Raw genomic sequence first — 24891 nt, 5'->3', positions numbered from 1 at the left:
CCGGGGCCGGATCACGGCGACGAGGCGCTGTGCGATCCATCTGCGCCTCCTTCCTGCTCCAGTCCCCCAGACAAGACAGACGCTAAGCCGGGCAGCATGGAAAAACCTTGGGCGGCAGAAGTGGACATTGCGCGGAGTTGCGGGAAAGTAGCTCGCGAGCCCGTTTACTGAGAATGCTCGTCGCTTGTCGATGGGCTATCACGCGGCTGCTCTCAGACGCGGCAAGAATTATCCCTGCTCTGTCCAGGCCACAAGAAGAAACGGACAAGCTCCCGGCTGGTACGGCCAGAAGAGGCTCCCAGACCGATATCTGCGCGAGCTACCCCATTTCGCGGCCATGTGGACCTGGCCGTTCAAGAAAACATCTACGTCCCCCAGGACCGCATGTTTGTGAAATCGCTCGTGGAGCCTATCCTGCAGCCCCTTGACGACGGACGCGTGGAAACCGGTGCCGGGGTGAAGAAGCGGTTCATGGCGTTTGAGCTGGACGCGGTGATGCTGGTGCCGCCGTCGCTGGACGAGTGGCTGCCGCAGAATCATTTGGTCCGGTTCATTGCCGAAATCGTCGCCGAGGAACTGGATCTGGCCCGGTTCTACGACTCGTACAGCCGGCACGGTGCGGACAAGAGCGGGGACGGAGGGAGTCCCGGACGCGCCCGGGGGCGGATTCCGGCCAACGCCACACCCAACGAACGCATGGCGAGGAAACTAAGACCAAGAGGGGCCGGGCCGTCTACGCGCGGCGCAAAGCGATCGTTGAACCGGTCTTCGGGCAAATCCATACCCGCCAGGGAAGACACGTGCTCCTTCGCGGGCTCGAGCAAGCCGCCCGCGAATGGGAGCTCCTGGCGGTTTGCCACAAACCTGCTCAAACTCTTCAAAATACCGGGAAACCATCCGGATCCTGGCCACCGCAGAAGCCTAAAGGACGGGCGCCTGAGCCACGGAGACCCTTACGGGCCCGCCACGAGGGGCGGACAGAGCATGACTGGTCCGCGCGTCCTCACCGAAACCGGAGAACCAACCCGGCTACCGGCCAAGCCGCAGCGGCTAAGGTCACGAAACGTCAGGCCACCGAACCACTGCCGGCCCACGCTCTTGGGGGCTCGGCTTCCCCTCAAGATACGTCAGCCCGCCCGCAGCTACTGGCCGAATTCGGGGAGGCGGTGACCGAGGTTTAGCAGGGCGGCCACGGCCGCGACTGTCCGCTCGGATGCGCGGCCGTCGCCGTAGGGATTGACCGCATTGGCCATGGAGTCAAAATGATCCTGATCATGCAGGAGACGGTCGACTTCCTTGAAGATGACCTCTTCGTCTGTCCCGATCAGGGCGACGGTGCCGGCGTCGACCGCTTCGGGCCGTTCGGTGTTGTCCCGCATGACGAGGACGGGCTTTCCGAGGCTGGGGGCCTCTTCCTGTACACCTCCGGAGTCCGTCAGGACGATGTGGGCGAGGGAAAGCATCCGGGTGAATTCACCGTAGGGCAGCGGCTCGGTCACAATGACGTTGGATAAGCCTGCCAACGCCGGGAGCACAGCTTCGCGGACCACCGGGTTCTTGTGGGCCGGCAGCACAATGATCAGGTCCGGTTCGGCTTCCGCGATTCGGGCCAGGGCCCGGCCCACGCCCTGCATGGCGCCTCCCTGGTTTTCACGCCGGTGGGTGGTGACCAGGAGGATCTTCCTGCCGCTGGCAGCGAGTTCCTCCAGCTGCGGGTCCGTGAATGGGATCTGCTTGCCCACCGTGGTGAGCAAGGCGTCGATGACAGAGTTTCCGGTAATGACGATGTTGGCCGGGTCGATTCCCTCGGCGACGAGGTTGGCCTTGCTCACGCTTGTGGGTGCAAGGTGGAGGCTGGCGATTTGGCTGGTGATTTTACGGTTTGCCTCCTCCGGAAACGGGGAGAACAGGTCTCCGCTGCGAAGGCCTGCCTCAACGTGCACCACGGGGATGCCGTGGTAGAACGCTGTGATGGCGCCGGCGGTGGACGTCGTCGTGTCACCTTGGACGATGACGACGTCGGGCTTGTTGGCCGCGAAGAGTTTGTCCAGCCCATCGATGGTCCGGGTCATGATGGCGGAGAGTGACTGGCGCTGCTGCAGGATATTCAGATCATGATCCGGCACAATTCCGAAGAGCTCGTTGACTTGATCGAGCATCTCGCGATGCTGACCCGTGACCGTGACGACGCAGTCGAAATGCTCGGATTCCTGAAGGGCGGCAACGATAGGGGCCATCTTGATAGCTTCGGGACGGGTCCCGAAAATTGGCATGACACTGGGCATGGTGATTCCCCCAAAGAGTTTAGGCCGCTGACCCATCGATGCTACTGGACGCCCTCGGCGCGGTGTGAATCTGCGTTCCCGGAAACCCCGCCCGGCGTCACCGTCCCGGCTCTGTTGTCAGGCCCCCGCGGTAGCGTAGGGCTGTGCCTGAATCGACTCTGCCTGAATCCACTGTGCCTGAAGCTTCCCTGACCGTCGCCGGGCTCTCCGAGTCCGAGCTCCTGGAACGGATCTTCCCCCGCCTCAACCGCGGGTCCGCCGGCGGCACCGCCGTGCTGCTGGGCCCCGGCGACGACGCCGCCATCGTGGCCGCCCCGGATGGCCGGACGGTGCTCAGCATCGACACCCTGGTGGCGGACCAGGACTTCCGGCTCCGGTGGAACAACGGCTACCGGACGTCCGGTTACGACGTCGGCTGGAAAGCCGCCGCGCAGAACCTCAGCGACATCAACGCCATGGGCGCCCGCCCCACCTCCCTGGTGGTGAGCCTGACGATGCCGCCGGAGACCCTCGTCTCCTGGGTGGAGGACTTCGCCGACGGCCTCACCGCCGGCCTCCGGGGGCTGGGTGCCCCGGACTGCGCGGTGGCCGGCGGGGACCTCGGCCGGGGACGCGAACTCGCCGTCAGCGTGGCCATCCTGGGAACCCTCGACGGCAAGGAGCCCGTGCTGCGCTCCGGTGCGCGCCCGGGGGACACCCTGGCCCTGGCCGGCACCGTCGGCCGCGCCGCCGCCGGACTTGCCCTGCTCGAATCGGCCACGGATTTCCGCGCCCTGGGCAGCGGAGCGCGCGCGCTGATGGACACCCAGTGCAGGCCCGCGCCCCCGCTCGCGGCCGGCCCGCTGGCCCGGGACGCAGGCGCCACCGCCATGATGGACATCTCCGACGGCCTCGTCCGGGACGGCAACCGCCTCGCCGCGGCCAGCCACGCCGTGCTCAACCTGGACACCGCCGCCCTGAAGGAACTCTGTGTCCCGCTGCTGCCGGCGTCGGACCTGCTCGGAACCGACCCGATGGCCTGGGTCCTCGGCGGCGGGGAGGACCACGGGCTGCTCGCCACATTCCCCGCAGGGCTTCAGCTGCCTCCCGGCTTCACTGCGATAGGCTCGGTAACAGCCCCTGCAGCGACGGACAGCACGGGTGTCACGATAGCGGGCAGGCCCGCGGACACTGTGGGATGGGATCACTTTGCAGACTAAGATTGCCGCCAACGCGCAAGCGATGAAGCGGTGGTTGGGCAAGGCGGAAACAACGCTAGGGAACCACAGCGACCGCCTGAACGCCATCAACATCTTCCCCGTCGCCGACGGTGACACCGGAACCAACCTCTACCTGACGGTCCGTGCCGCGGCCCACGCGGCGGACGGGACCGCCGCCTCCGGGACCGCGGCCTCGGCGGAACTCCAGAACGACGTCGGTGCCGTCCTCGCCCGGGCCGGCCAGGCCGCGATGGACCAGGCCCGCGGCAACTCCGGGACGCTGTTCGCCGTGTTCCTGTGCGCCGCCGCCGAGCCGCTGGCCGGCCACACCCGGGTGAGCGCCCCGCTGCTTGCCGCCGCCCTGAACCGCGCCCAGCTCCGGGCCTGGTCCGCGCTCAGCGACCCGGTGCCCGGAACGATGCTCTCGGTCATGGAAGCGGCCGCCCGCGCCGCCGCCGCCGTGGATTCGGGGCACGACGGCGACGACAGCAACCACACCCTCGGCCTGGCCCTGGACGCCGCCGTCGAAGCCGCCGTCGAGGCCGTGATCCGCACCGAGGACCAGCTCGCTGCCCTGCAGACCGCGCACGTGGTGGACGCGGGCGGGGTCGGGATGCTGCTGATCCTGGACTGCCTGCGGTCCGCCGTGCTGGGCGAGGAACTCCAGGACGAACTCCTCGACGGACTCCACGGCTATGACGTCCAGGACCCGCACATCCACGCCGGCATGCCCCGGGACGAAGGCGTGGAAGTCATGTGCACCATCGAACTCTCGCCGCTGGACGCCGCCACGATGCGCCAGCGGCTCGACGAAATGGGCGACTCCGTGATCATGAGCCAGGTGGGCGGCGCGGCCGACACGTCCGGCCGTTACCGCTGGCGGGTCCACGTCCACGTCCTCGACGCGGCACCCGCCGTGGCCCTGATCCGCTCCCTCGGCGAGCCCTCCGACATCTCCGTCAGCGAACTCGCCTTGCCGCGCGCCTCCGACCTCCCGGACCCCGACGGACATGAACGCTGAACTGGAACTGGGCCTGGAACGCAGGATCGGCAAGCGTTCCGCGGCGGTCATTGAAAAGCACCTCGGCATCACCACCGTCGGCGGGCTGCTGGACTACTTCCCGCGCCGCTATCTCAGCCGCGGCGAGCTGACCCCCATCAGCGAGGTCCCGCTCGACGAGGAGGTGACCCTCATTGCCCGGGTGGTTTCCAACAGCACCCGGCCCATGCGCGCCCGGCGGGGTTCCCTCACCGACGTCGTGATCTCCGACGACGCCGGGGCCGGCACGTCGGCCCGGCCGCCCGGGGCCAGGCTGCCGGGCACCCTGAAGGTGAGCTTCTTCAACGGGTTCCGGGCCAGGGCCGAACTCCAGCCCGGCAGGCGCGCCATGTTTTCGGGCAAGGTCACGCGCTACGGCGGTTCGCTGGGCCTGACCAACCCCGACTTCCTGCTGCTGGACGAGGACCCCGACGCCCCGGGAATGGACCCGGAAAAGCTCGCCGCCATGCCGATCCCCGTGTACCCGGCCACCGCGAAGCTCACCAGCTGGTCCATCCAGAAGGTGATCTCCACGCTCCTGGACACCATCGAGCTGGACACCCTGGGCGACCCCCTGCCGGCCGCGATCGTGGCCCGGGAGAAATTCCTGCCCGTCGCGCAGGCCTACCGGCTGATCCACGCCCCGCAGACCCCGGCCGACTGGCAGCGCGCCCGGGACCGCTTCCGCTACCAGGAAGCCCTCGTGCTCCAGTCCGCCCTGGCCCGGCGCCGCGCCCAGCTCGCCGCGGAGGAGGCCACGGCCCGCCGGCCGCTCACCGGGGGGCTGCTGGCGTCCTTCGACCGCCAGCTGCCGTTCACCCTGACCGCCGGCCAGTCCGCCGTCGGGAAGACGCTCGCCGCGGAACTGGCCCAGGACTCGCCGATGAACCGGCTGCTGCAGGGCGACGTCGGCTCCGGCAAGACGATCGTGGCCCTGCGCGCCATGCTGCAGGTGGTCGACGCCGGGGGACAGGCGGCCCTGCTCGCGCCCACCGAGGTCCTGGCCGCCCAGCACTTCGAATCGATCCGCCGGACGCTCGGTCCGCTGTCCCGGGACGGGATGCTCGGCGGCTTCGGCCCGGACGCCGTCCAGGTCACGCTGCTCACCGGCTCCCTGCCCGCGGCGGCGCGGAAGCAGGCCATGCTCGACGCCGCCTCCGGAACGGCCGGGATCGTGATCGGCACCCACGCCCTGCTCAGCGAGAACGTCTCCTTCTACGACCTGGGGCTGATCGTGGTGGATGAACAGCACCGCTTCGGCGTGGAACAGCGCGACGTCCTGCGGTCCAAGGCCACCAAGCCGCCGCACCTGCTGGTCATGACCGCCACCCCGATCCCCAGGACCGTGGCGATGACGGTTTTCGGCGACCTGGAAACGTCCGTGCTCGACGAGCTGCCCGCCGGCCGCGCCCCCATCTCCACCCACGTGGTGGGCCTCGCCGAGCACCCCGCGTGGGCCACCAGGATCTGGACGCGCTCCCGGGAAGAGATCGACGCCGGCCACCAGGTGTACGTCGTCTGCCCCAAGATCGGCACGGACGACGACGGCGACTTCAGCCCCGGTGAGGCCGAACCGTCCGCCGCGGACCTGGAAGGGGAGAACGGCTCCCGGGAACTGGCCTCCGTGACCGGCGTCGTGGAGTACCTCCGGGACGAACCGGCCCTCGCCGGGGTGCCGGTGGCGCCGCTGCACGGCCGGCAGGACCCGGCCCTGAAGTCCGGGACCATGGCCTCGTTCACCGCCAACGAGACCAAACTGCTGGTCTCCACCACCGTGATCGAGGTGGGCGTGGATGTCCACAACGCCACCCTCATGGTGATCCTCGACGCCGACAGGTTCGGCATCTCGCAGCTGCACCAGCTGCGCGGCCGGGTGGGCCGCGGCGGCCTTCCCGGGACCTGCCTGCTCGTCACCACCCTGGAACCGGGCCACCCCAGCCGCCGCCGCCTCGATGCGGTGGCGGCCACCACGGACGGTTTCGAGCTGTCGCAGGAGGACCTCAAGCTGCGCCGGGAAGGCGACATCCTGGGCGCCTCGCAGTCGGGGGGCCGTTCCACGCTGAAGCTGCTGCGCGTGCTCGAACACGAGGACCTGATTGCCCGGGCCCGGCAGGATGCCCAGCAGATCGTGGCCGCAGACCCGTCCCTGGCCGGCCACCCCGGACTTGCCGCAGCGATCGACGACTACCTGAACCCGGAGAAGGAGGCGTTCCTTGAACGCGGCTAGCACCATGGAGGCGGGTCTACCGCAGGCAGCCCGGCGGGCCGGCGATGCAGGGCTCCGCGCATGAGCCGGATCATTTCCGGTGCCGCCGGCGGGACTCCGCTGGCCAGCGTGCCCGGCTCGCTCACCCGCCCCACCACTGACCGGGTGAAGGAGGCGCTGTTCTCCCGCCTGGACGCCTTCGATGTCATCGCCGGCGCCCGGGTGCTGGACCTCTACGCCGGCTCCGGATCCCTCGGCGTGGAGAGCGCCAGCCGCGGCGCGTCAGCGGTGGACCTGGTGGAATTTGATGCCAAGGCCAGCGAGGTCTGCCAGCGGAACGCGGACCTGGTCAACACCCCCGCGCGCCGCAAGGTGGTCGCCGTGCACCGCTCCAAGGTCGAATCGTTCCTGGACCGGACGGCGGAAGGGGTGCTGTGGGACCTGGTCTTCCTCGATCCGCCCTACCCGCTGGACGAGCCGGCGCTGGGCGCGGTATTGGCGAAGCTCACGCCCCATCTCGCCGCGGGCGCCGTCGTCGTGGTGGAACGCTCCTCCCGGACCCCCGAGCCCGCGTGGCCCGAGGGAATGGAACGGTTCGCCGAACGGAAGTACGGCGAGACGAAGCTCTGGTTCGCCGAGCCGGCCCCGGACGAAGCGCCGGAAGTAGTGCTGGAAGACGGCGAGTAACCCGATCCACCTCGGCCGGCGCATGGACATATTCCAGCGGACGTCTCCGGCGGCTACTCCGAAAGCACGTCCAGCCCGACACCGGACAGCACCCTGGCCGGGTGCGGCCCGCGGGCGGTGAGCGCGGCGGTCCACCGGTCAGGCCACGGACCCTGCGTCCCGGTCAGGATGATGTTCCCGGGATACCGGCCGGTGAACATGCCGGCTTCGGCGAAGGCCGAGACGTCGGCCATGGCCCGGCGCAGGGCGGCCACCTGGCTCCGGACCAGGGTCAGCCCGGGTTCATCGCCGACGTTGACGATCAGCACCCCGCGGGCGGTCAGCCTGGCCGCGGCCTCCCGGTAGAACCCGGTGCAGGCAATGTGTCCCGGAGCCTCGGGACCGGAAAAGATGTCCAGGATCACGACGTCGAAGCGGAGTTCCGCGGGCAGTTCGGCGAGGGCGGCGCGGGCATCGCCGATCAGCGTGTGCAGCTCGGTGCCCGCGGGCAGCGGCAGCTGCGCAAGCACGAAGTCCAGCAGCTCCCGTTCCAGCTCCACGGCGTACTGCACGGAGCCGGGCCGGGTGGCCTGGATGTAGCGGGCCAGGGTCAGGGCGCCCGCCCCGAGGTGGAGCGCGCTGATCGGCTCGCCCCACGGCGCCGCGAGGTCCACCACGTGGCCGATCCGGCGCAGGTATTCATAGAAGATGTCCCCGGGATCGGCCAGGTTGACGTGGGACTGCTCCGCGCCGCCGATGCTGAGCACATAGCCGCCGTCGGTGAAGGGATCGGGCCCGATCGTGGCGTGCTGGCCGGTGGTCCGGAGGAAGCGTGACGCTGCCGCGGGGGAGTCCGCCACCGTCAGAGCCTGTCACGGAGGGTCGCGAGCCGCCCGGCGGCTTCCTCCAGGACGTGCATCTGCTTGCAGAACGCGAAGCGCAGCAGGCTGCGGGTGCGCTCGGCGCCTTCCGGATGGCAGAACACGGGCACCGGGATCGCCGCGACCCCCACCAGCTCCGGGAGCCGGCGGGCCAGGTCCACCGAATCCGTGATCCCGAGCGGGGAGGTGTCGACGTTGACGAAGTACGTCCCCTGCGGGGTGAAGACATCGAACCCGGCCGCCCGCAGCCCCTCGCTGAGGATGTCGCGCTTGTACCGGAGCGTGTCGGCGATCCCGGCGTAGAACTCGTCAGGCAGGCCAAGGCCCACGGCGATGGCGCTCTGGAACGGGGTGCCGGAGCTGTAGCTCAGGAACTGCTTGACCGTCCGGGCGGCAGCCACGAGGTGTTCCGGGCCGCTGAGCCAGCCGATCTTCCAGCCGGTGAAGGAGAAGGTCTTGCCGGCGGAGGAGATGGTGAGGGTGCGTTCGGCCGCGCCGGGCAGCGTGGCCACCGGGACGTGCCGGGCGCCGAAGGTGAGGTGTTCGTAGACCTCGTCGGTGACGATGACGGCGTCGTACCTGGAGGCAAGGTCGACGACGCGCTGCAGGACTTCGGCGGGGAACACCGCGCCGGTGGGGTTGTGCGGATTGTTGACCAGCACCACCTTGGTGCGGGCGCTGAAGGCCGCCTCGAGGGCGTCCAGATCCGGCAGGAAGTCCGGGGCCAGCAGCGGCACCGTGACATGGCGGGCGCCGGAGAGCCCGATGATGGCACCGTAGGAGTCATAGAACGGCTCGAAGGTGAGCACCTCGTCGCCGGGGCCCACCAGCGCCAGCAGCGACGCTGCGATCGCCTCGGTGGCGCCCGTCGTGACGATGATCTCGGTCTCCGGGTCCGGGTCCAGCCCGTAGAACCGCTGCTGGTGGACGGAGATCGCCTCCCGCAGCATCAGGATTCCCTTGCCGGGGGCATACTGGTTGGCGCCCGCCGCGATGGCCGCCTCGGCGGCCTCCTTGATCTCCACCGGGCCGTCCTCGTCCGGGAAACCCTGGCCGAGGTTGATGGCGCCGGTCTTGAGCGCGAGGGTGGTCATCTCCTCGAAAATGGTCACGCCCAGGGTCCCGTCGGCGGACAGCAGGTTGGCGCCGGTCGCGGCCCGCTGCCACGGGAACCGGTCCGGGCCGCTCATCGGGTCCCCTCTTTCCGGATGTTGGCTCCGAGGGCGAAGGGAATGCTGGATGCTGGCATCCAGCCATGTTATCCCGGTCCGCGGCGCCGGATACGGTAGGTTCGGAGCATGAGACGCGCCGTATGCCCAGGCTCCTTCGATCCCATCCACCATGGACACCTGGAAGTCATTGCCCGGGCCGCGGGCCTCTTTGACGAGGTCATCGTGGGGGTCTCGACCAACTATGCCAAGAAGTACCGCTTCAGCCTCGAGGAGCGGATCGACATGGCCAGGGAAACGCTGGCCTCGCTGCGCGGGATCGTGGTGGAGCCCGTGGGCGAGGGGCTGCTGGCCGAGTATTGCCGCCGGCGCGGCGTGTCCGCGATCGTCAAGGGCCTGCGCTCGTCCTCGGACTTCGACTACGAGCTGCCCATGGCCACCATGAACCGCCAGCTCACCGGCGTCGAGACCGTCTTCCTGCCCGCGGAAAGCCACTACCTGCACTTGTCCTCCACCCTGATCAAGGAAGTGTTCACCCTCGGCGGGGATGTCTCGGACTTCGTTCCCAAGTCCGTGCTGAAACGCCTCCGCTCCGGCGAGCCGGACCAGGATCAGCCGCGCAGAGGGTAGGCTTGATCGGTACTCGGCGGCCTGCTGCCGGTTGCGCGGCCCGGATGGAAAGCTGCTCACGGTGCGAACCGCGGGCCTGCCGCCCGGTTTGAGTCCGCCCGGAAGTTCAGGCTAAGATAGTACGTCGGTCATATGTTCAACAGGAGTTCTCATTAAACGAGATGCTAGTTCGCCCTTGGCGTTCGACGTCAAGGACCTCGGACGCAGTCCGGGAAGCATGCGGACGCTGAAGGAACATGTACCCGCACCAGGTGAACTTGGTGTGGCGCTCATAGGCGTGCAGGAAGGCTCGGATGTCGGGCTGGACCTGCGGCTGGAGGCCGTACACGAAGGAATTCTGGTATCAGGAACCGTAGCCGTCCATGTGACGGGCGAATGCGGACGATGCCTGGATCCCCTTGCGTATGACCAAGAGGTCGATGTGCAAGAACTTTTCTTCTACGAGGACGCTGTGTTCTCCGACGAGGAAGACGAAGAAGAGCAATATCGAATCGAGCACGATCTAATCGATCTTGAGCCGGTGTTGCGGGACGCAGTTGTAACCATGCTGCCGTTCCAGCCGGTGTGCCGGGAAGACTGCCAGGGCCTTTGCTCCGAATGTGGAGTTCGCCTGGAAGACGAGCCGGGGCATCACCACGAGGTCGTAGATCCTCGCTGGGCTGCCCTAGCCGACTTGGCTAAGCCTGACCGGCAAAACTGATTTGTAAGTGTTGGACTAGAGAGAAATGAGTTAGCCGTGGCTGTCCCGAAGCGGAAAATGTCTCGCTCGAATACCCGCGCCCGCCGCTCCCAGTGGAAGGCAACCGCCCCCCACCTGGTGAAGACTGTCGAGAACGGCCAGGTTACGTACAGCCTGCCGCACCAGGCAAAGGTCGTTACCGACTCGGCTGGCACTGCGCTGTTCCTTGAGTACAAGGGCCGCAAGGTCGCAGACGTCTAATCCGCCAACAGGCTGAATAAGATGTCTTCAACTGAAGAGCTTTTGAAGCGTCTCGGTGTCAATATTGACGCCGGGACGCTTCGTCTTGCGCTCACCCACCGTTCCTACGCCTACGAAAATGGCGGCATCCCAACCAACGAACGGCTCGAGTTCCTGGGCGACTCCATTCTGGGGTTCTCCGTAACTGACGCGCTGTACCGTGACAACCCCACCCTGCCCGAAGGGGACCTGGCCAAGCGGCGCTCCGCCGTCGTCAGCACCCGGGCGCTGGCAGGTATCGGCCGCAGCATCGGCCTGGGCGAGTACATCTACCTTGGACAGGGCGAGAAGCTCACCGAAGGCAAGAACAAGGCGTCCATCCTGGCGGACACCATGGAGGCGCTGATCGGCGCCACCTACATCTCCAACGACATCGAGACGGCCCGCCAGCTGGTCATGCGGCTGATCGGGCCGCTGCTCCAGGACGCCGCCGCGCTCGGCGCCGGGACCGACTGGAAGACCAGCATCCAGGAGCTTGCGGCCAGCCGCCAGCTGGGCACCATCAACTACGCGGTGGATGGCTCCGGCCCGGACCATGCCCGGACGTTCGAAGCCATCCTGCGCATCGGCGGCACGGACTACGGGACCGGCTCGGGCAACTCGAAGAAGGAAGCCGAGCAGGAAGCCGCAGCGGACGCGTGGCGCCGGCTCACCGGCACGGGCGCGGCGCAGCCTGCCCCGGCGCCGCTGGACCCGCAGTCCGGCAGCTAGGGCCTCCCGTTGCCTGAACTGCCCGAGGTCGAGGTCGTCCGGCGCGGCCTCGTGAGCTGGGTGCGCGGCCGGACCATCACCTCCGTCGAAGTGGTGGACCCGCGCTCCATCCGGCGTCACGCCCTCGGCCCGGAGGACTTCGCCGGCAATCTTGAGGGTGCCCGTGTCCTGGACGTGGTCCGCCGCGGCAAGTTCCTGTGGCTGCCGCTGGCGGACACCACGGAATCTTCCGGTTCCGTCACCACTGACGCCGCGCCCGACGCCGTACCCGCGGTTGCGCTCATGGCGCACCTGGGCATGTCCGGCCAGCTCCTGATGCAGGAGGCCGGCGTCCCGGACGAGAAGCACCTGAAGGTGCGGCTGCGCCTGAGTCCGGCGTCCGGCATGCCGGAACAGCTCCGGTTCGTCGACCAGCGCATTTTCGGCGGCCTGTTCCTCACCTCGCTGGTTCCCACGTCCGACGGCGGACCCGGCGGACTCGCCGAGACGCCGCTGCCGCTGATCGCCGGGGAAGCCTCGCACATCGCCCGCGACCCGCTGGACCCGCACTTCTCCTTCGAGGACTTCTACCGGCGGCTGCGGGCACGGAAAACGGGCCTCAAGCGCGCCCTGCTGGATCAGGGCCTGGTCTCGGGGATCGGCAACATCTATGCGGACGAGGCCCTCTGGAAGGCGCGGCTGCACTACGCCCGGCCCACGGACACCCTGCGCCGCGGTGAGGCGATCCGGGTGCTGGACGCCGCCCGCGAGGTCATGACCGACGCGCTGGCCGCCGGCGGCACGAGCTTCGATGCGCTCTATGTCAACGTCAACGGTGCCTCCGGCTACTTCGACCGCTCCCTCAACGCCTACGGCCGGGAAGGCCAGGAGTGTAGGCGGTGCGCCGCCGTGGGCCTCGTGAGCAGGATGAGGCGGGAGCAGTTCATGAACCGCTCCTCCTATACCTGCCCCGTGTGCCAGCCCCGGCCGCGGAACGGCCGCTGGTAGGGCAGTCCGGGTGCCAAAAATTCCAAACGGCCAAACGGCCAAACGGCCCGGCTTCTTTCCGCGAATTTGCAGGTGGCGTCATGTGCACAGCCGTGGGGCCGACGCCGGTAATCCCCGCGGACGATGAGTCGCCGCGGGAACGGTGAAGAAATCGGAGGCCACACCCTCTCCGCCGCGGAGAAAGCCCTGCAACTTGTGGGCAACGGTGACGGTCATCTGATATGGCGCGAAACCCGAGCCGCTGGAAGCGAACCGTAGTGCTCGGCCAGCCTCGCCAGGCCCTCGTCAATCGAAACGGCGGGGGTCCAGTCGAGGAGTTCGCGGGCCTCGCGCTGGTCGAACCAGTGGGCGGTGGAGAGCTGCTCGGCGAGGAACCTGGTCATCGGCGGCTCCTCGTCCCGGCCGGCCCGGGTCCAGGCCTTCTCCACCACCGATCCTGCCGCCCGCGCCAGCCAGCCCGGCACCGTCCACGACGGCGCGGGGACGCCGCCCGCGGCACAGATGCCCGCCAGCAGCTCGCCGACCGGGCGGGGTTCGCCGTTGCTGACGACCAGCGCCCGGCCGCGGATATGCCCCATGCGGTGCAGGGCGGCGACGATGGCCGAGGCGGCGTTGTCCACGTAGGTGGTGTCGATCAGGGCCGCGCCGGAGTCGAGCAGCGGCAGGCGGCCGCGGCTGGCACGTTCCAGCACCCGTTCCACCAGCTGCGTATCGCCGGGGCCCCAGACGATGTGCGGGCGCACCGCCGCGACCCGGAATTCCGGCGAGTCCGCGTCCAGCGCCAGCAGTTCGGCCTCGGCCTTGGTGCGGGAGTAGTGGCCGTGCGCGCGGGCCGGGTCCGCCGGCTCGGCGCCCAGGCCGGCGATGGCGGCCCCGGAGTTGGCCACGGACGGGGAGGAGACGAACACCAGATCCCGCACGCCGGCCTCGCGGGCCGCACGGAGCACGCGGCGGGTGCCGTCGACATTCACCTCGTAGAAATCCGCGGCGCGGCCGGCGAAGGAGACCTTCGCCGCCAGGTGGATGACGCCCTCGGCGCCGGCGACGGCGCGAGCGACGGCGTCGTCGTCCGTGACGGACCCGGCGAGGTCCGCGGCGCCGTCGACGCCCGTGGGACGGCGCTGGAAGGTGGTGACGGCGTGGCCCTGGCGCACCAGCAGCCGGGCCACTTCCCGTCCGAGAAGGCCGCTCGCGCCGGTGACGAGGACCCTCACGGCGTGCCCGGACGGCCGCCGGCCAGCACCGCCGAAGCCCACCGGGACAGCCGGGTCCTGTCGATCTTGGCGTTGTGGCGGATGTCGGTCGGCTGGGAAGGTACGGCGAGCACGGCGGAGACGCTGACTCCTGCCAGACGGGCCGCGTCCCGTACGCGCCCGGCGAGCTGCGGTGCGGCGGGGCCGGCCCGGCGGACGGGAGGTACAGTCTCGACGACCGCGACGACGGCCTGCGTCCCGGACGGACCGACACCGACGACGGCGGCCGGCCCGACGTCGTCCAGGCGTTCGATGGCCTGCTCGGCGCCCACGGGCGTCACGACAGCACCGGGCGCCGTCACGACGTGCGCGAGGCGCCCCTCCACCCAGAGCCGGCCGGCGGCGTCGAAGTGCCCGACGTCGCCGGTGCGGTGCCATCCGGCCGTGCGGACACTCTCTCGCTGGTTCAGCCAGAGCCTGTCGTAAGCTTCCTTCACATGCGGGGCGCTGACGAGGATCTCGCCGGTCACTCCCGTCTCCGTGACGGGGTGGTTGCCGGGTGCGCGGCCGTCCGCGTCGAGCGGGATTACGGCTGCGCGGGCGCCGTGCACAGGCAGGCCTACACACACGCCGTTGCCGGCCCCCGCCACGGTTCCTGCGGCGGCGTCGGCCTCGGCGGCGCGGATCTGTTCGAGGCTGATGTCGGTGACGGGCAGCGCCTCGGTCATCCCGTATGGGGTGTGCAGCGAGGCCCGGGGCAGCAGCCGCTGCACCTCTGCGAGGAGGGATTCGGGGACGGGCGCGCCGGCGGAAAGCAGCAGCTCCACGCCTCCCAGAGCCTCGTGTCCGGCCCGGCTCAGACTGCCCTTGGTCGCGAGGACGTTGCGCAGCGCCGCGGGCGAGGCGAAGACCACCGTGGCGTCAATGGCGGCGGCGGCGTCCGCCAGGGCGCGGGCCGTCAGCGTGCGGGGCGCGGTGACGTCCATGGCGGGCGTCACCGAAACTGCTCCGAGCGCCGGTCCCAGCAGGGCGAACGGCGCGAAGCCCGCCACCAGGCGTGCGCCCGGGCGGATCCCCAGCGTCACGGCCACGGTATCCCGCATCGCGGCCAGCTGCCGGTGCGTGTAGAGCACGCCCTTGGCGGGACCGGTGGAGCCGGAGGTGAAGAGCACGGCCGCGTGGACGTCCGGGCCTGGAGCCTCGTCCGGATCCGGAGCCAGGGCCGGACCCCGGCAAGGGAGCTCCGGGCTGGGGCTGGCTCCGCGGCGGGCGAGGGCGGCGAGGGAGGTTTCGACGGCGAGGAGGCGGCGGCGGGCGGCCGGCAGATCCCGCACACTGATGCGCCGTCCCGGCCAGCCGAGCACCGAGGCAGCCGCCAGCGCCTTGTCGATTCCAATGAGGAAATCCGGGGTGGCGCCCTTCACGGCGCGGCTCAGGCCGCGGGTGCCCAGGCCGGCGTCGGCCACGACGACCACCGCGCCGAGCCGCAGGCAGGCGTAGAGTACCACGGTCAAATCCACTCCCGGCGGAACCATCAGGCTCACCCGGCTGCGGTGCCCTACCCCGGCTTCCTGCAGGCCCGCGGCGAGGGCGGCGATGCCCTGTTCCAGCTCCCGCCAGTTCAGCGAGCGGGAGACGCTGCCGTCTGCGGCCATTTCCGCGACGGCGGTGTCCCCGCCGGCGGGTCCTGCCGCCAGCTCGGTGAGGGGAGCCCAAAGGGGCGGGATCCCGGTACCGGGCTGCGGGGGCTCGGCGTCGTCCTCCAGCATCGAGCGGTCGGCCGGTCTGTGGGTCGGGACGTCCGTCCGCTGAAGACCGGGTCCCCTGTCCCGGCCGCGCCCGGCAAGCCACTCGAAGACGGGAGCGGCGATGTCCCGGTCTTCGGCGACCAGGTGGCCGGCACCCTCGAAGCGGTGCACTTCCGCGTGCGGCAGCCGGCTGATGAGGTCTTTGAGGTACCGGTCGGAAAAGATCGGGTCCCGCGGGCCCCAGAGCATCAGGGCCGGAACCCTCAGCCCGCGCAGCCCTTCGGCGACGCGGTTGAGCGCCGGGAAGCTGGGATGGGACGGGTCCGCTGGAATGTCCGCGACAAAGTTCCCCACGCCGGCGCGGCGGTCGGCGCCCCGGTAGGGTGCCATGAAGGCGCCGCGGACCTCCGCGGCCAGCGGCGGGTGGGCCAGCAAATGCGTCACCCGCAGGAAGGTGTCCGACGTCGTCGTTCCCCAGCGGTGAACGGCAGGGTGCAGGGCAAGCCGCAGCGGCCGCGGGATACGGGAGCCGGAGGGCTGGTGGACGGCGGTGTTGGTCAGCACGACCCCGGCGAGCTGCCGCGGATGTGCCACGGCCCAGCCGAGGCTGATCACGCCGCCCCAGTCGTGGCCGACGGTGACCACCGGGCCGCCCAGCCCGAGGGCGGCGGTGAGGTCGCCCAGGTCGTTGATCCGGTCCGCCAGGCGCCGGAACGTGCCGGTGCGCTCGGAGAAGCCCATATCCAGCTGGTCCACCGCCACCACGCGCCACGGCTGGGCGGGGTCGGATCCGGCGGCGAGCAGGGTCCGCCACAGGTAGGACCACGTCGGGTTGCCGTGCACGCACAGCAGGGTGCCGGCAGGAGTCAGGCCGCGGCGGGAGAGCTGGGCACCGTTGTCGAGCAGGTGCCAGCGGCGCACGGCTCCGGGCTCATCCGCGGCGGAGGTGGACGCCACATCGATTTCGCGCGACCATTCGGGGTCGACGCCGGGCCAGTCGGCGGCTACCACACGATTTCCATCAGGGCGGTGTTCAGACCGGAACCGACGCCCATGCACAGCACACGGTCCCCGGTTCCGAGGGTCTGCGCTTCTGCCGCGAGGGTCATTGGGAGGGAGGCCGGGCCCACGTTGCCCCAGTGCGGGAACGTGATCGGCACCTTGTCCGGGTCCAGGTCGATGGCATCGATGATGGCCTGAGTGTAGGCATTGCTCACCTGGTGTGTGACGTAGCGGTCCATCGAGGCCCAGTCCCACTCCGGCTGGGCCTCGTGCCAGGCGTCGACCACGAGCTGCAGTCCGCCGTCGAGCAGGCCCTTGGTGTCGGTGGCCATGCCGTCGATGCCGCCCACGCACAGTTCATGGTGCTCGGTGCCGGCACGCATCACGCCGCCGACGATCCGGTGCGCGCCGGGGTGCTGGTCCGCCGGGCCCAGGACGGCCGCGGCGGCTCCGGAGCCGAGGGTGAGTGTGGCGAACTCGCGCCTGAAGTCCGCGCGGGTCGTCTCGGGCCGCTGCAGCCGGGCCAGGGTGGCCTCCTGAGTGGCCTGGGCATCCTCACCGTTGACGATCACCGCGTACTTGATCTGGCCGGAATCAATCATGTTGGCCGCCAGTGTCATGCCGTTGATGAAGCCGAGGCACGCGTTGGCCACGTCGAAGTTCATGGCCGACGACGGCAGGCTGAGTCCGTGGTGGATCTTCACCGCTACGGACGGTTCGAGGCTGCGCCGCGTGACGGAGGTGTTGATCAGCAGGCCCACCTCGGACGCTTCGACGCCGGACTCGGCCAGAGCCTTGGCGCCGGCCTCGATGGCGGCGTCGTCGAACGATGTCCCGGGGGCCCACCAGCGCCGGTGCGTGATGCCGGCGACCCGTTCGAGCAGCTTCGGGGGAACCTTCAGCCGCCGCAGGGTCAAATCCAGCCTGCGGTCGAAATCCACGGAACTGACGACCTTAGGAGCTTCGACGCTGCTCACCGAAAGCAATGCGGTGTTGCGGTGCCGGAACGTTGCATTCCCTGTCAAAATCAAGCCCCTGTTCGTGTCCGTCCTGCGCTCCGGCGGCTGACCGCACCTTCAAGCACAAGCCCAAGGGCTTAACTATGCCCGGTGCAGGCCGGTTCCTGCATATGCCGCCCGCGGCATCTGCGGCGGTTCCGCACGGATCTGCCCGGAATGGTCCCAGGTCCGCAGTAGATTGTAAATAGCCGGGCCGTCCCGAACACCGGAGTCCGTCCGAATCATGCCGTCGTCGAACAACGTGCCCATTCCGCCAGCCAGGAGAACCGAAACACCTTGCACCTGAAGAGTCTGACCGTCCGGGGATTCAAGTCGTTCGCATCGGCGACGACCTTCGAATTCGAACCAGGCGTCACCGCCGTGGTCGGTCCCAACGGCTCGGGCAAGTCCAATGTGGTGGACGCCCTGGCGTGGGTCATGGGCGAGCAGGGCGCCAAGACACTCCGCGGCGGAAAGATGGAAGACGTCATCTTCGCGGGCACCTCCGGCCGGCCGCCGCTGGGCCGCGCCCACGTCTCGCTGACCATCGACAACAGCGACGGCGCCCTCCCCATCGAGTACAGCGAAGTCACCATCTCCCGCACCCTGTTCCGCACCGGCGGCTCGGAATACGCCATCAACGGTGCCGGCTGCCGGCTGCTGGACATCCAGGAACTGCTCTCCGACTCGGGCCTGGGACGGGAGATGCACGTGATCGTCGGCCAGGGGCAGCTCGACAAGATCCTGCACGCGACCCCCGAGGACCGGCGCGGCTTCATCGAAGAGGCCGCCGGCATCCTCAAGCACCGCCGCCGCAAGGAAAAGACCGTCCGCAAACTCGAGGCGATGCAGGCCAACCTCCAGCGGCTCAGCGACCTTACCGCGGAAATCCGTCGCCAGCTGGCGCCGCTGGGCAAACAGGCCGAAGCCGCCCGCCGGGCCCAGAGCGTCCAGTCCGAGGTGCGTGACGCACGCTCCAGGCTCCTGGCCGACGACCTCGTCCGGCTGCAGTCCGTGCTGGCCCGGGACGTCGCGGACGAGACCGCGCTCCAGGCGCGCCGCACCGCCGTCGAGCAGGACCTTGAGCGCGGCCGCCGCCGGCAGGCCGGCCTGGAGCAGCTCGCGGCCGGAGCCACGCCCAGGCTGAAGGCCGCGCAGGACAACTGGTACCAGCTCTCCGCCGTGCGGGAGCGGCTGCGGTCCCTCGGGTCCCTCGCCGGGGAACGCCGCCGGCTCCTCGGCGCGGCGGATGCGGTTCCGGACCCGGGCCGGGATCCTGCCCGGCTTGAGGCGCAGGCTGCCCGCGTCCGGGAGGAACAGGCTTCACTGGAACGCCAGGTCCTGGACCGGAGCCATACCCTGGACGCCGCGACGGCCGCCAAACAGGACGCCGAAGAGGCTGCCGCCGCCGAGGACAGGCGGCTCACGGCGCTGCTCCGCGCCGCCGCGGACCGGCGGGAAGGCCTCGCCAGGCTGGCCGGGCAGGCCGGCGCTGCCCGGTCCCGGGTGGAGTCGGCCCAGGCCGAACTCGGGCGGCTCCGCGACTCGCAGAAGGCAGGGGAGGAGCGCCGCCGGCTCGCCCACAGCGAGTTCACGGCGCTGGAATCCCAGGTGGCCGGCGCCGAGGACGGCGAGGAAACCCTCGACGCCGACTATGAGGACGCCAGCGCCGCCCTGGCTTCCATCGTGGCCGACATCGACGGGCTGAAAGCGGCCGGGCGCGAGGGCGAGCGGGAACGCGCCGCCCTCCAGGCCCGCCGCGACGCCCTCCAGCTTGGGCTGAACCGGAAGGACGGCTCCGGCCACGTGCTCGGCTCCGGGCTGTCCGGGGTGCTCGGGCCGCTGGCATCGATGATCACCGTGGAGACCGGCTTCGAGACCGCCATCGCCGCGGCCCTCGGCGCCTGCTCCGACGCCGTCGTGGTGCGGGACGGGGCCGCCGCCGCCGCTGCCGTGCGGCTGTTGAAGGACGACGACGCCGGCCGCGCCTCGCTGCTGCTGGCCGACGCCTGCCTTCCGGCGCACGGAACACCTCCTCCGCAGGAGGGAGTCCAGGAGGGAATGCAGGGCGGGGCGCCGGAGGGAATGCAGGAGGGGGTGCCGGACGGGATGCAGGGCGGGGCGCCGGACGGGCTGCCGGGCGGGGCGCGCTGGGCCGCGGGCCTGGTCACTTCCGCCGGTCCCGCCGCAAAAATGGCCGGGCTGCCGGCCCGGCTCCTGGCGGGCACCGCCGTCGTCGACGATCCGGACGCGGCGGCGCGCCTGGTTGCCGCGCGGCCCGAGCTCACGGCCGTCACCCGGGCCGGGGACGTGTTCACCGCGCTGACGGTCAGTGGCGGCTCCGCCGGGGCGCCGTCGCTGCTCGAAGTCCAGGCCGCCGTCGACGATGCCTCGGCGCGGCTGGCCACCGTCACGGCCGGGCTGGAGCGCAACCGCTTCGCCCTGTCCGCGGCGCAGGCCCGCCGCGCCGAGGCCCAGGACCGTGCGGACGCCGCCCTGGACAAGCTCCACGATTCGGACGCCCGGCTGGCGGCCGTGGGCGAACGCCTCGGGCACCTCAATTCGGTGCTGCGCAGCGCCGTCGGCGAAAGCGGCCGCCTGGCTGCGTCCCTCGCCCAGGCCGAAGCCAACATCCGCAACGAGCAGGAGTCCCTCGAAGCCGTCGCGGCGCGCCTCGCCGCCGCCCAGGAAGCGCCCACCGGGCAGGAGCCTTCCCCGGAGCACCGCGACGCCCTCGCACTGGCGGCCACGGTGGCCCGCTCCGCCGAGATGGAGGCCCGCCTCGCGCTGCGCAGTGCCGAGGAGCAGCTCACTGCCACCCGCAACCGGGCGTCCTCGCTCGAACGGGCCGCCGCCACCGAACGCCGCGCCCGCGGGGAAGCCGCCGAGCGGGCACGCCGGCGCGGGCTCCAGGCCAGGCGGGCCGCCGCCGTCTCGGCTGCCGTGGAGCAGGTCAGCGGGTTCATCGACGTCTCCGTGGAGCTCGCCCGCCGGGAGCGGGACAGCCTGGAGGAGCGCCGGGAACAGCTGGACCGCGAACTGGCCGTGGTCCGCACCGGCAACGACGCCTGTGCCCGCGAACTGGCGGAGCTGACGGACTCGGTGCACCGCGACGAGCTGGCCCGCGCGCAGCAGCGGCTGAAGATCGAAGCCCTGGAGCTGCGCAGCGTCGAGGACCTGGGGCTGGCCGCCGAGCAGCTCGTGGCCGACTACGGCCCGGACCGGCCCGTGCCGCAGCCGGCCGGTGAACCGGGGGACAAATGGGCTGCCCTGCGCGCCGCCGTCGACGAGGACGGCCGGGAGATTGTCGAGGGCAAACCGTTCGTCCGCGCCGAGCAGGAAAGACGGCTCAGGAAGGCCGAACGTGACCTGGCCGCCCTGGGCCGGGTCAATCCGCTGGCCCTGGAGGAATTTGTTGCCCTCGAGGAACGCCACCAGTTCCTCAGCACCCAGCTGGAGGATCTCAAGGCCAGCCGCAAGGACCTGCTGGACATCATCAAGGAAGTCGACGAGCGCGTGCAGCAGGTCTTCGCGGAAGCCTTCGCGGACACCGCAGCCCAGTTCGTCCGCGTCTTCGCCGCGCTGTTCCCGGGCGGCGAGGGCCGGCTGGTCCTGACGGATCCTGCCGACCTGCTCACCACCGGCATCGAGGTCGAAGCCCGTCCGGCCGGGAAAAAGATCAAGCGGCTTTCCCTGCTCTCCGGCGGGGAACGCTCGCTGACCGCGGTGGCGCTGCTCGTGGCGATCTTCAAGGCCAGGCCGTCGCCGTTCTACGTCATGGACGAGGTGGAGGCAGCCCTGGACGACACCAACCTGGGCCGGCTGCTCACCATCTTCGAGGAGCTGCGCGAATCCAGCCAGCTGATCATCATCACCCACCAGAAGCGCACCATGGAAATTGCCGACGCCCTCTACGGCGTCACCATGCGCGGCGACGGGGTCTCCGCCGTCATCAGCCAGCGGCTCGGCGCCGCGGTCTGACCGTTCCGCAACGTCATTCCCGATTGTGAGAAGCTAGGGGAGTGAACGACATCCTCCCCATTCTTGTGCCCATCCTCGCTGCCATGGTGGTCCTCGGTGCGCTGATTCCGGTCCTCCTGAAGACCCGGAAGAACATCACCAGCTACTCCGGCAAGCGGGACGCGAACGATCCGGCGGAGCCGGGGCCGGCCGCGCCGGGTGCCGGCGGAACGCTGGTGGAGGAGGCCCCGGCGCCGGCCCGCGGACGCACGGCGCCGGTCGGCGTCGAACCTGACGGCCTGGCAACGGTCGACGTCCCGGACACCGTCGCCGGCCTGGAGACCGTACCGGTGGAGACGCCGCTGCCGGTGGAAGGCCGCCTGACCCGGCTGCGCGAACGCCTGGTCAAGTCCAACAACATCCTCGGCAAGGGGCTCCTGGCCCTGCTCGCCGCGGACAAGATCGATGAAAATGTCTGGGACGAGGTCGAGGAGACCCTCCTGCTCGCCGACCTCGGCACCGAACCGACCCTGCAGCTGGTGGACGCGCTCCGGGAACGCGTCAAGGTCCTGGGCACCCGCTCCCCGGAGCACGTCAAGGCCATGCTGCGCGAGGAGCTCATCAGGCTCGTGGACCCCACCATGGACCGCAGCCTGAACGTCCAGCGCCACGATGACAAGCCCGCCGTCATGATGGTGGTCGGCGTCAACGGCGTCGGCAAGACCACCACGGTGGGCAAGCTCGCCCGCGTCCTGGTGGCCGAGGACAAGGACGTCCTGCTGGGCGCCGCGGACACCTTCCGCGCCGCCGCCTCCGAGCAGCTCGCCACATGGGGGCAGCGCGTGGGCGTGCCCACCGTCAAGTCCGACGTCCACGGCGCGGATCCGGCGTCCGTCGCGTATGAGGCCGTGAAGGCAGGCATCGAGCAGGAAGTCGACGTCGTCATGATCGACACCGCCGGCCGGCTGCAGAACAAGGTCGGCCTGATGGACGAACTCAGCAAGGTCAAGCGCGTCATCGAGAAGCTGGCCGAGGTGGACGAGGTGCTCCTGGTCCTGGACGCCACTACCGGCCAGAACGGCCTGAACCAGGCGCGCGTCTTCTCGGAGGTCGTGAACATCACCGGCATCGTCCTGACCAAGCTGGACGGCACCGCCAAGGGCGGAATCGTGGTCGCGATCCAGAAGTCCCTCGGCGTCCCGGTCAAGCTGATCGGCCTCGGCGAGGGTGCCGATGACCTGGCGCCCTTCGATCCCGAGGCCTTCGTCGACGCCCTGCTGAACTGACGCCCGCGGCCCATGACGCGCAAATGCCCTGTCGCTACCGGAATTCCGGTAGCGACAGGGCGTTTGCGCATCGCCGGGCGCCAAGGTTGCGGCTAATACGTGAAGTTCAGGACGGTCACCGTCCCGGCGGTCAGGCTGAATTTCTGTGTTTCGGACCCGTAGGTGAAACCGGGCACCGTTGCGCGCTCGGCGAGGGGGACCGGTTCGGACTTCGCACCATCGATTACTGTCTTGTCCTCGGCTGCATAGCTGGGACCGGCGAGTTGGCTCATGGTCCCGGTCAGGGCCTGGCCCGGCAGGTTGAGCGTCACCTCGGTTTGGGCGGCCTTCTCGGGATTGTTTTCATTGACGAGAACCACCGATGTGCTGCCGTCTTCATTCTGAAGGGCATAGCTGAACGTCAGGCCGCCTCCGGAACTGTCGAGTTTCAGGAACTTTCCGGCACTGAGCTCGGCGACCATGGAGATGCCGAAGAAGTTGGCCCGGCCTGACATCTGGCCGTCGCCCTCGGGGTACTTTCCGCCGCTGCAGATGGCTGACATGGGCGGGCCGCCCTTGCAGGTGAGCAACGAGCTGTGGAAGCCGATCCTCGTGATGCCCAGCTGCGCGGCGTTGAGGGCGTAGTCCGCGGTCCACAGGGCAGAGGCATGCGTGCGGGACGTCTCGTTCGAACCGGGGCACGCTGCGATCCCCGTTTCCGGGAGCCAGGTTTCCAGGCCCGCGGTCTGGCCGGCCTTCAGGGCGGCCTGCTGGTAGTCGGCGGCCCGGTCATGCATGAGCCGGCTCATCAGGTTGGCCATGGTCGGGGAACCCTTGGGGTCGCCCCCGTCGCAGCTGTACAGCGGATAATTGTGGAACGAAAGGATCTTCTTCTGCGGGATGTCCGCGTCAATGAACGGCTGCCACCACTTCTGGTCGTAGGCACCTGGCCCCGAAATCGGCACGTTGGGGGCCACAGCGTAAATCGCCGCCGCATATGCCTTCAGTTCCGAGACGTACTTTTCGATGCTGTAGCCGTCGGTCCGGACATCATTGGTCACAAATCCGTTCGGTTCGTTGCCGACCGTGATGCTGAGCAGCCGGTCGCCGAAAATCTGCGAGGCGTTCTTGGCCATGTCGGCGGCACGGGCAGGGTTGAAATGGCCGAGATCCACCGTGAGGCTGACCTTGGCATCCGCTGCCTCCAGCAGGGTGTTCAGCCTGGTCAGGTCCGCCGGACCAACGGCCCTGGCGGCGTGTGCCGCATCGCCGCGGTAAGTCGACGGGAGCGCTTCGCCCGACGACGTCCAGAAGAACCGCCGGTCCACGGCATTCCCGCCGAACCGGAGGACGGGCTGGTCGGCTTCCTTGAGCAGTTTCACCATCGAGGCATTGCTGCTGCTCAGATCGGGGTCCGCCAGGTCGGTGGCCTCCAACGAGATTCCCGTCAGGCCCTTGTTCAGCGAGGTGCCCATCTGGTCCTTGGACACGTCAACCTTGAGCGGCTCGACCTGTTCCAACGGCGAGCCCGCCGGCGGCCCCGCCTGATCGTAGTAGCTGACGGCCGGGGCCGGGGGCAGCACCTTGGACGCCGTAGCCGTAGCCGTAGCCGCAGCACTGCTTGCTGTTTGGACGGGCTCAGGAGTCGAAGATTGTGTGCCGATAGCCAGCGGAACAGCCAGCGCTGCGCCGGCCACGATCGCCAGGATTCCCGTAGCCGCGACAATCAGCTTCATTTTCTTTTTGGCTGGCACAGGACCAGCAGGCTCGAGGCCTTCTGCTTGCCCTGGCGGCGGATCGAATGTGGGCATGAAACAGAACCTCCGAAGTCTTGTGGCAATTTTCTTCAAGCTTAGGGCGCGCGACGAATTAGTGGTGGTGCGTTACGGCGTGTCGGTTGGCGCGAGCGTGTAGTTCCATTCGCCGTGGAATTCGTGGCGGGTGAGGGGTAGCGCGTCGATATCCTGGGCGGT

The 24891-nt window shown here is 69.5% G+C and carries 19 protein-coding genes; 12 read left to right on the top strand and 7 right to left on the bottom strand.

What is annotated here, in order from left to right; genetic code table 11:
• Nucleotides 1-521 precede the first annotated feature (521 nt).
• Nucleotides 522-1181 carry a transposase gene (locus tag J9611_RS22830; RefSeq protein ID WP_211882428.1) on the top strand — a complete coding sequence of 220 codons (660 nt, stop codon included), beginning with the start codon at nucleotides 522-524 and terminating at the stop codon, nucleotides 1179-1181.
• On the opposite strand, the gene wecB is transcribed toward J9611_RS22830, so the two are convergent.
• On the bottom strand, nucleotides 1143-2285 hold the full coding sequence (wecB, locus tag J9611_RS18705; protein WP_211882426.1) for a non-hydrolyzing UDP-N-acetylglucosamine 2-epimerase: 1143 nt from the start codon (nucleotides 2283-2285) through the stop codon (nucleotides 1143-1145). The genes J9611_RS22830 and wecB overlap by 39 nt on opposite strands.
• A gap of 143 nt (nucleotides 2286-2428) precedes the next feature.
• Between wecB and J9611_RS18700 the strand changes: the two genes are divergently transcribed.
• Genes J9611_RS18700 through rsmD form a run of 4 tightly spaced genes read left to right on the top strand, consistent with a single transcriptional unit; the run spans nucleotide 2429 to nucleotide 7416 of the window.
• Nucleotides 2429-3484 (top strand): thiamine-phosphate kinase, encoded by a 1056-nt coding sequence (locus J9611_RS18700; RefSeq protein ID WP_307857152.1) that lies wholly within the window; start codon nucleotides 2429-2431, stop codon nucleotides 3482-3484.
• A gap of 22 nt (nucleotides 3485-3506) precedes the next feature.
• The gene (locus tag J9611_RS18695; protein WP_211882434.1) at nucleotides 3507-4505 is read left to right on the top strand and encodes a DAK2 domain-containing protein; all 999 of its coding nucleotides are present in this window, start codon (nucleotides 3507-3509) and stop codon (nucleotides 4503-4505) included.
• Nucleotides 4495-6750, top strand: a complete 2256-nt coding sequence (locus J9611_RS18690; RefSeq protein ID WP_211882424.1) for an ATP-dependent DNA helicase RecG — start codon at nucleotides 4495-4497, stop codon at nucleotides 6748-6750. The genes J9611_RS18695 and J9611_RS18690 overlap by 11 nt, the downstream gene beginning before the upstream one ends.
• 60 nt (nucleotides 6751-6810) lie before the next feature.
• Nucleotides 6811-7416 carry a 16S rRNA (guanine(966)-N(2))-methyltransferase RsmD gene (gene rsmD / locus J9611_RS18685; RefSeq protein ID WP_211882422.1) on the top strand — a complete coding sequence of 202 codons (606 nt, stop codon included), beginning with the start codon at nucleotides 6811-6813 and terminating at the stop codon, nucleotides 7414-7416.
• 53 nt (nucleotides 7417-7469) lie between these two features.
• Here the strand turns inward: rsmD and J9611_RS18680 are convergent, their stop codons facing one another.
• Together J9611_RS18680 and J9611_RS18675 are read right to left on the bottom strand one after the other, a co-directional pair.
• Nucleotides 7470-8255, bottom strand: a complete 786-nt coding sequence (locus J9611_RS18680) for a spermidine synthase (RefSeq protein WP_211882420.1) — start codon at nucleotides 8253-8255, stop codon at nucleotides 7470-7472.
• Nucleotides 8256-8257: 2 nt separating this feature from the next.
• Complete coding sequence (locus tag J9611_RS18675) at nucleotides 8258-9466, bottom strand: aminotransferase class I/II-fold pyridoxal phosphate-dependent enzyme (protein ID WP_211882418.1); 1209 nt, start codon at nucleotides 9464-9466, stop codon at nucleotides 8258-8260.
• Nucleotides 9467-9574: 108 nt separating this feature from the next.
• Here J9611_RS18675 and coaD point away from each other — a divergent pair, with 108 nt between their 5' ends.
• The 5 genes from coaD (at nucleotide 9575) to mutM (ending at nucleotide 12752) form a co-directional block, all read left to right on the top strand.
• The gene (gene coaD / locus J9611_RS18670) at nucleotides 9575-10075 is read left to right on the top strand and encodes a pantetheine-phosphate adenylyltransferase (RefSeq protein WP_211882416.1); all 501 of its coding nucleotides are present in this window, start codon (nucleotides 9575-9577) and stop codon (nucleotides 10073-10075) included.
• A gap of 175 nt (nucleotides 10076-10250) precedes the next feature.
• The gene (locus J9611_RS18665; RefSeq protein ID WP_211882414.1) at nucleotides 10251-10775 is read left to right on the top strand and encodes a YceD family protein; all 525 of its coding nucleotides are present in this window, start codon (nucleotides 10251-10253) and stop codon (nucleotides 10773-10775) included.
• Between the two features lie 36 nt (nucleotides 10776-10811).
• Entirely contained in the window at nucleotides 10812-11015 is a 204-nt protein-coding gene (gene rpmF / locus J9611_RS18660) for a 50S ribosomal protein L32 (RefSeq protein ID WP_009356569.1), read from the top strand.
• 21 nt (nucleotides 11016-11036) lie between these two features.
• Entirely contained in the window at nucleotides 11037-11765 is a 729-nt protein-coding gene (gene rnc, locus J9611_RS18655; protein ID WP_211882412.1) for a ribonuclease III, read from the top strand.
• A 9-nt stretch (nucleotides 11766-11774) separates the two neighbouring features.
• The gene (gene mutM / locus J9611_RS18650) at nucleotides 11775-12752 is read left to right on the top strand and encodes a bifunctional DNA-formamidopyrimidine glycosylase/DNA-(apurinic or apyrimidinic site) lyase (RefSeq protein ID WP_211882410.1); all 978 of its coding nucleotides are present in this window, start codon (nucleotides 11775-11777) and stop codon (nucleotides 12750-12752) included.
• A 212-nt stretch (nucleotides 12753-12964) separates the two neighbouring features.
• On the opposite strand, the gene J9611_RS18645 is transcribed toward mutM, so the two are convergent.
• From J9611_RS18645 to J9611_RS18635, 3 genes are read right to left on the bottom strand one after another with little or no spacing between them, the layout of a single operon-like run.
• Nucleotides 12965-13966, bottom strand: coding sequence for an NAD-dependent epimerase/dehydratase family protein (locus tag J9611_RS18645; RefSeq protein ID WP_211882408.1), 1002 nt, complete (start codon nucleotides 13964-13966; stop codon nucleotides 12965-12967).
• Nucleotides 13963-16704 carry an alpha/beta fold hydrolase gene (locus tag J9611_RS18640; RefSeq protein ID WP_211882406.1) on the bottom strand — a complete coding sequence of 914 codons (2742 nt, stop codon included), beginning with the start codon at nucleotides 16702-16704 and terminating at the stop codon, nucleotides 13963-13965. The genes J9611_RS18645 and J9611_RS18640 overlap by 4 nt, the downstream gene beginning before the upstream one ends.
• Nucleotides 16698-17720 (bottom strand): 3-oxoacyl-ACP synthase III, encoded by a 1023-nt coding sequence (locus tag J9611_RS18635; RefSeq protein ID WP_211882404.1) that lies wholly within the window; start codon nucleotides 17718-17720, stop codon nucleotides 16698-16700. Before J9611_RS18635 ends, J9611_RS18640 begins: the two co-directional genes overlap by 7 nt.
• 270 nt (nucleotides 17721-17990) lie before the next feature.
• On the opposite strand from J9611_RS18635, the gene smc reads away from it, so the two are divergent.
• Both smc and ftsY read left to right on the top strand, forming a co-directional pair.
• Nucleotides 17991-21674 (top strand): chromosome segregation protein SMC, encoded by a 3684-nt coding sequence (gene smc, locus J9611_RS18630; RefSeq protein WP_211882402.1) that lies wholly within the window; start codon nucleotides 17991-17993, stop codon nucleotides 21672-21674.
• Nucleotides 21675-21715: 41 nt separating this feature from the next.
• Nucleotides 21716-22939, top strand: coding sequence for a signal recognition particle-docking protein FtsY (ftsY, locus tag J9611_RS18625; protein ID WP_211882400.1), 1224 nt, complete (start codon nucleotides 21716-21718; stop codon nucleotides 22937-22939).
• Between the two features lie 92 nt (nucleotides 22940-23031).
• Here ftsY and J9611_RS18620 read toward each other — a convergent pair whose 3' ends face one another.
• Nucleotides 23032-24654, bottom strand: coding sequence for a hypothetical protein (locus J9611_RS18620; protein ID WP_246528038.1), 1623 nt, complete (start codon nucleotides 24652-24654; stop codon nucleotides 23032-23034).
• Nucleotides 24655-24891: the final 237 nt, after the last annotated feature.

This window comes from Pseudarthrobacter albicanus (genome assembly GCF_018224015.1).
Lineage (GTDB): Bacteria > Actinomycetota > Actinomycetes > Actinomycetales > Micrococcaceae > Arthrobacter > Arthrobacter albicanus.
This window is presented reverse-complemented; position numbering and strand designations above follow the sequence as displayed.

Coding starts and splice junctions, on each gene's coding strand:
- wecB (WP_211882426.1), bottom strand. CDS start 2,285: ATGCCCAGTGTCATGCCAATTTTCGGGACCCGTCCCGAAGCTATCAAG.
- J9611_RS18690 (WP_211882424.1), top strand. CDS start 4,495: ATGAACGCTGAACTGGAACTGGGCCTGGAACGCAGGATCGGCAAGCGT.
- coaD (WP_211882416.1), top strand. CDS start 9,575: ATGAGACGCGCCGTATGCCCAGGCTCCTTCGATCCCATCCACCATGGA.
- J9611_RS18620 (WP_246528038.1), bottom strand. CDS start 24,654: ATGAAGCTGATTGTCGCGGCTACGGGAATCCTGGCGATCGTGGCCGGC.
- rnc (WP_211882412.1), top strand. CDS start 11,037: ATGTCTTCAACTGAAGAGCTTTTGAAGCGTCTCGGTGTCAATATTGAC.
- rsmD (WP_211882422.1), top strand. CDS start 6,811: ATGAGCCGGATCATTTCCGGTGCCGCCGGCGGGACTCCGCTGGCCAGC.
- J9611_RS18695 (WP_211882434.1), top strand. CDS start 3,507: ATGAAGCGGTGGTTGGGCAAGGCGGAAACAACGCTAGGGAACCACAGC.
- J9611_RS18675 (WP_211882418.1), bottom strand. CDS start 9,466: ATGAGCGGCCCGGACCGGTTCCCGTGGCAGCGGGCCGCGACCGGCGCC.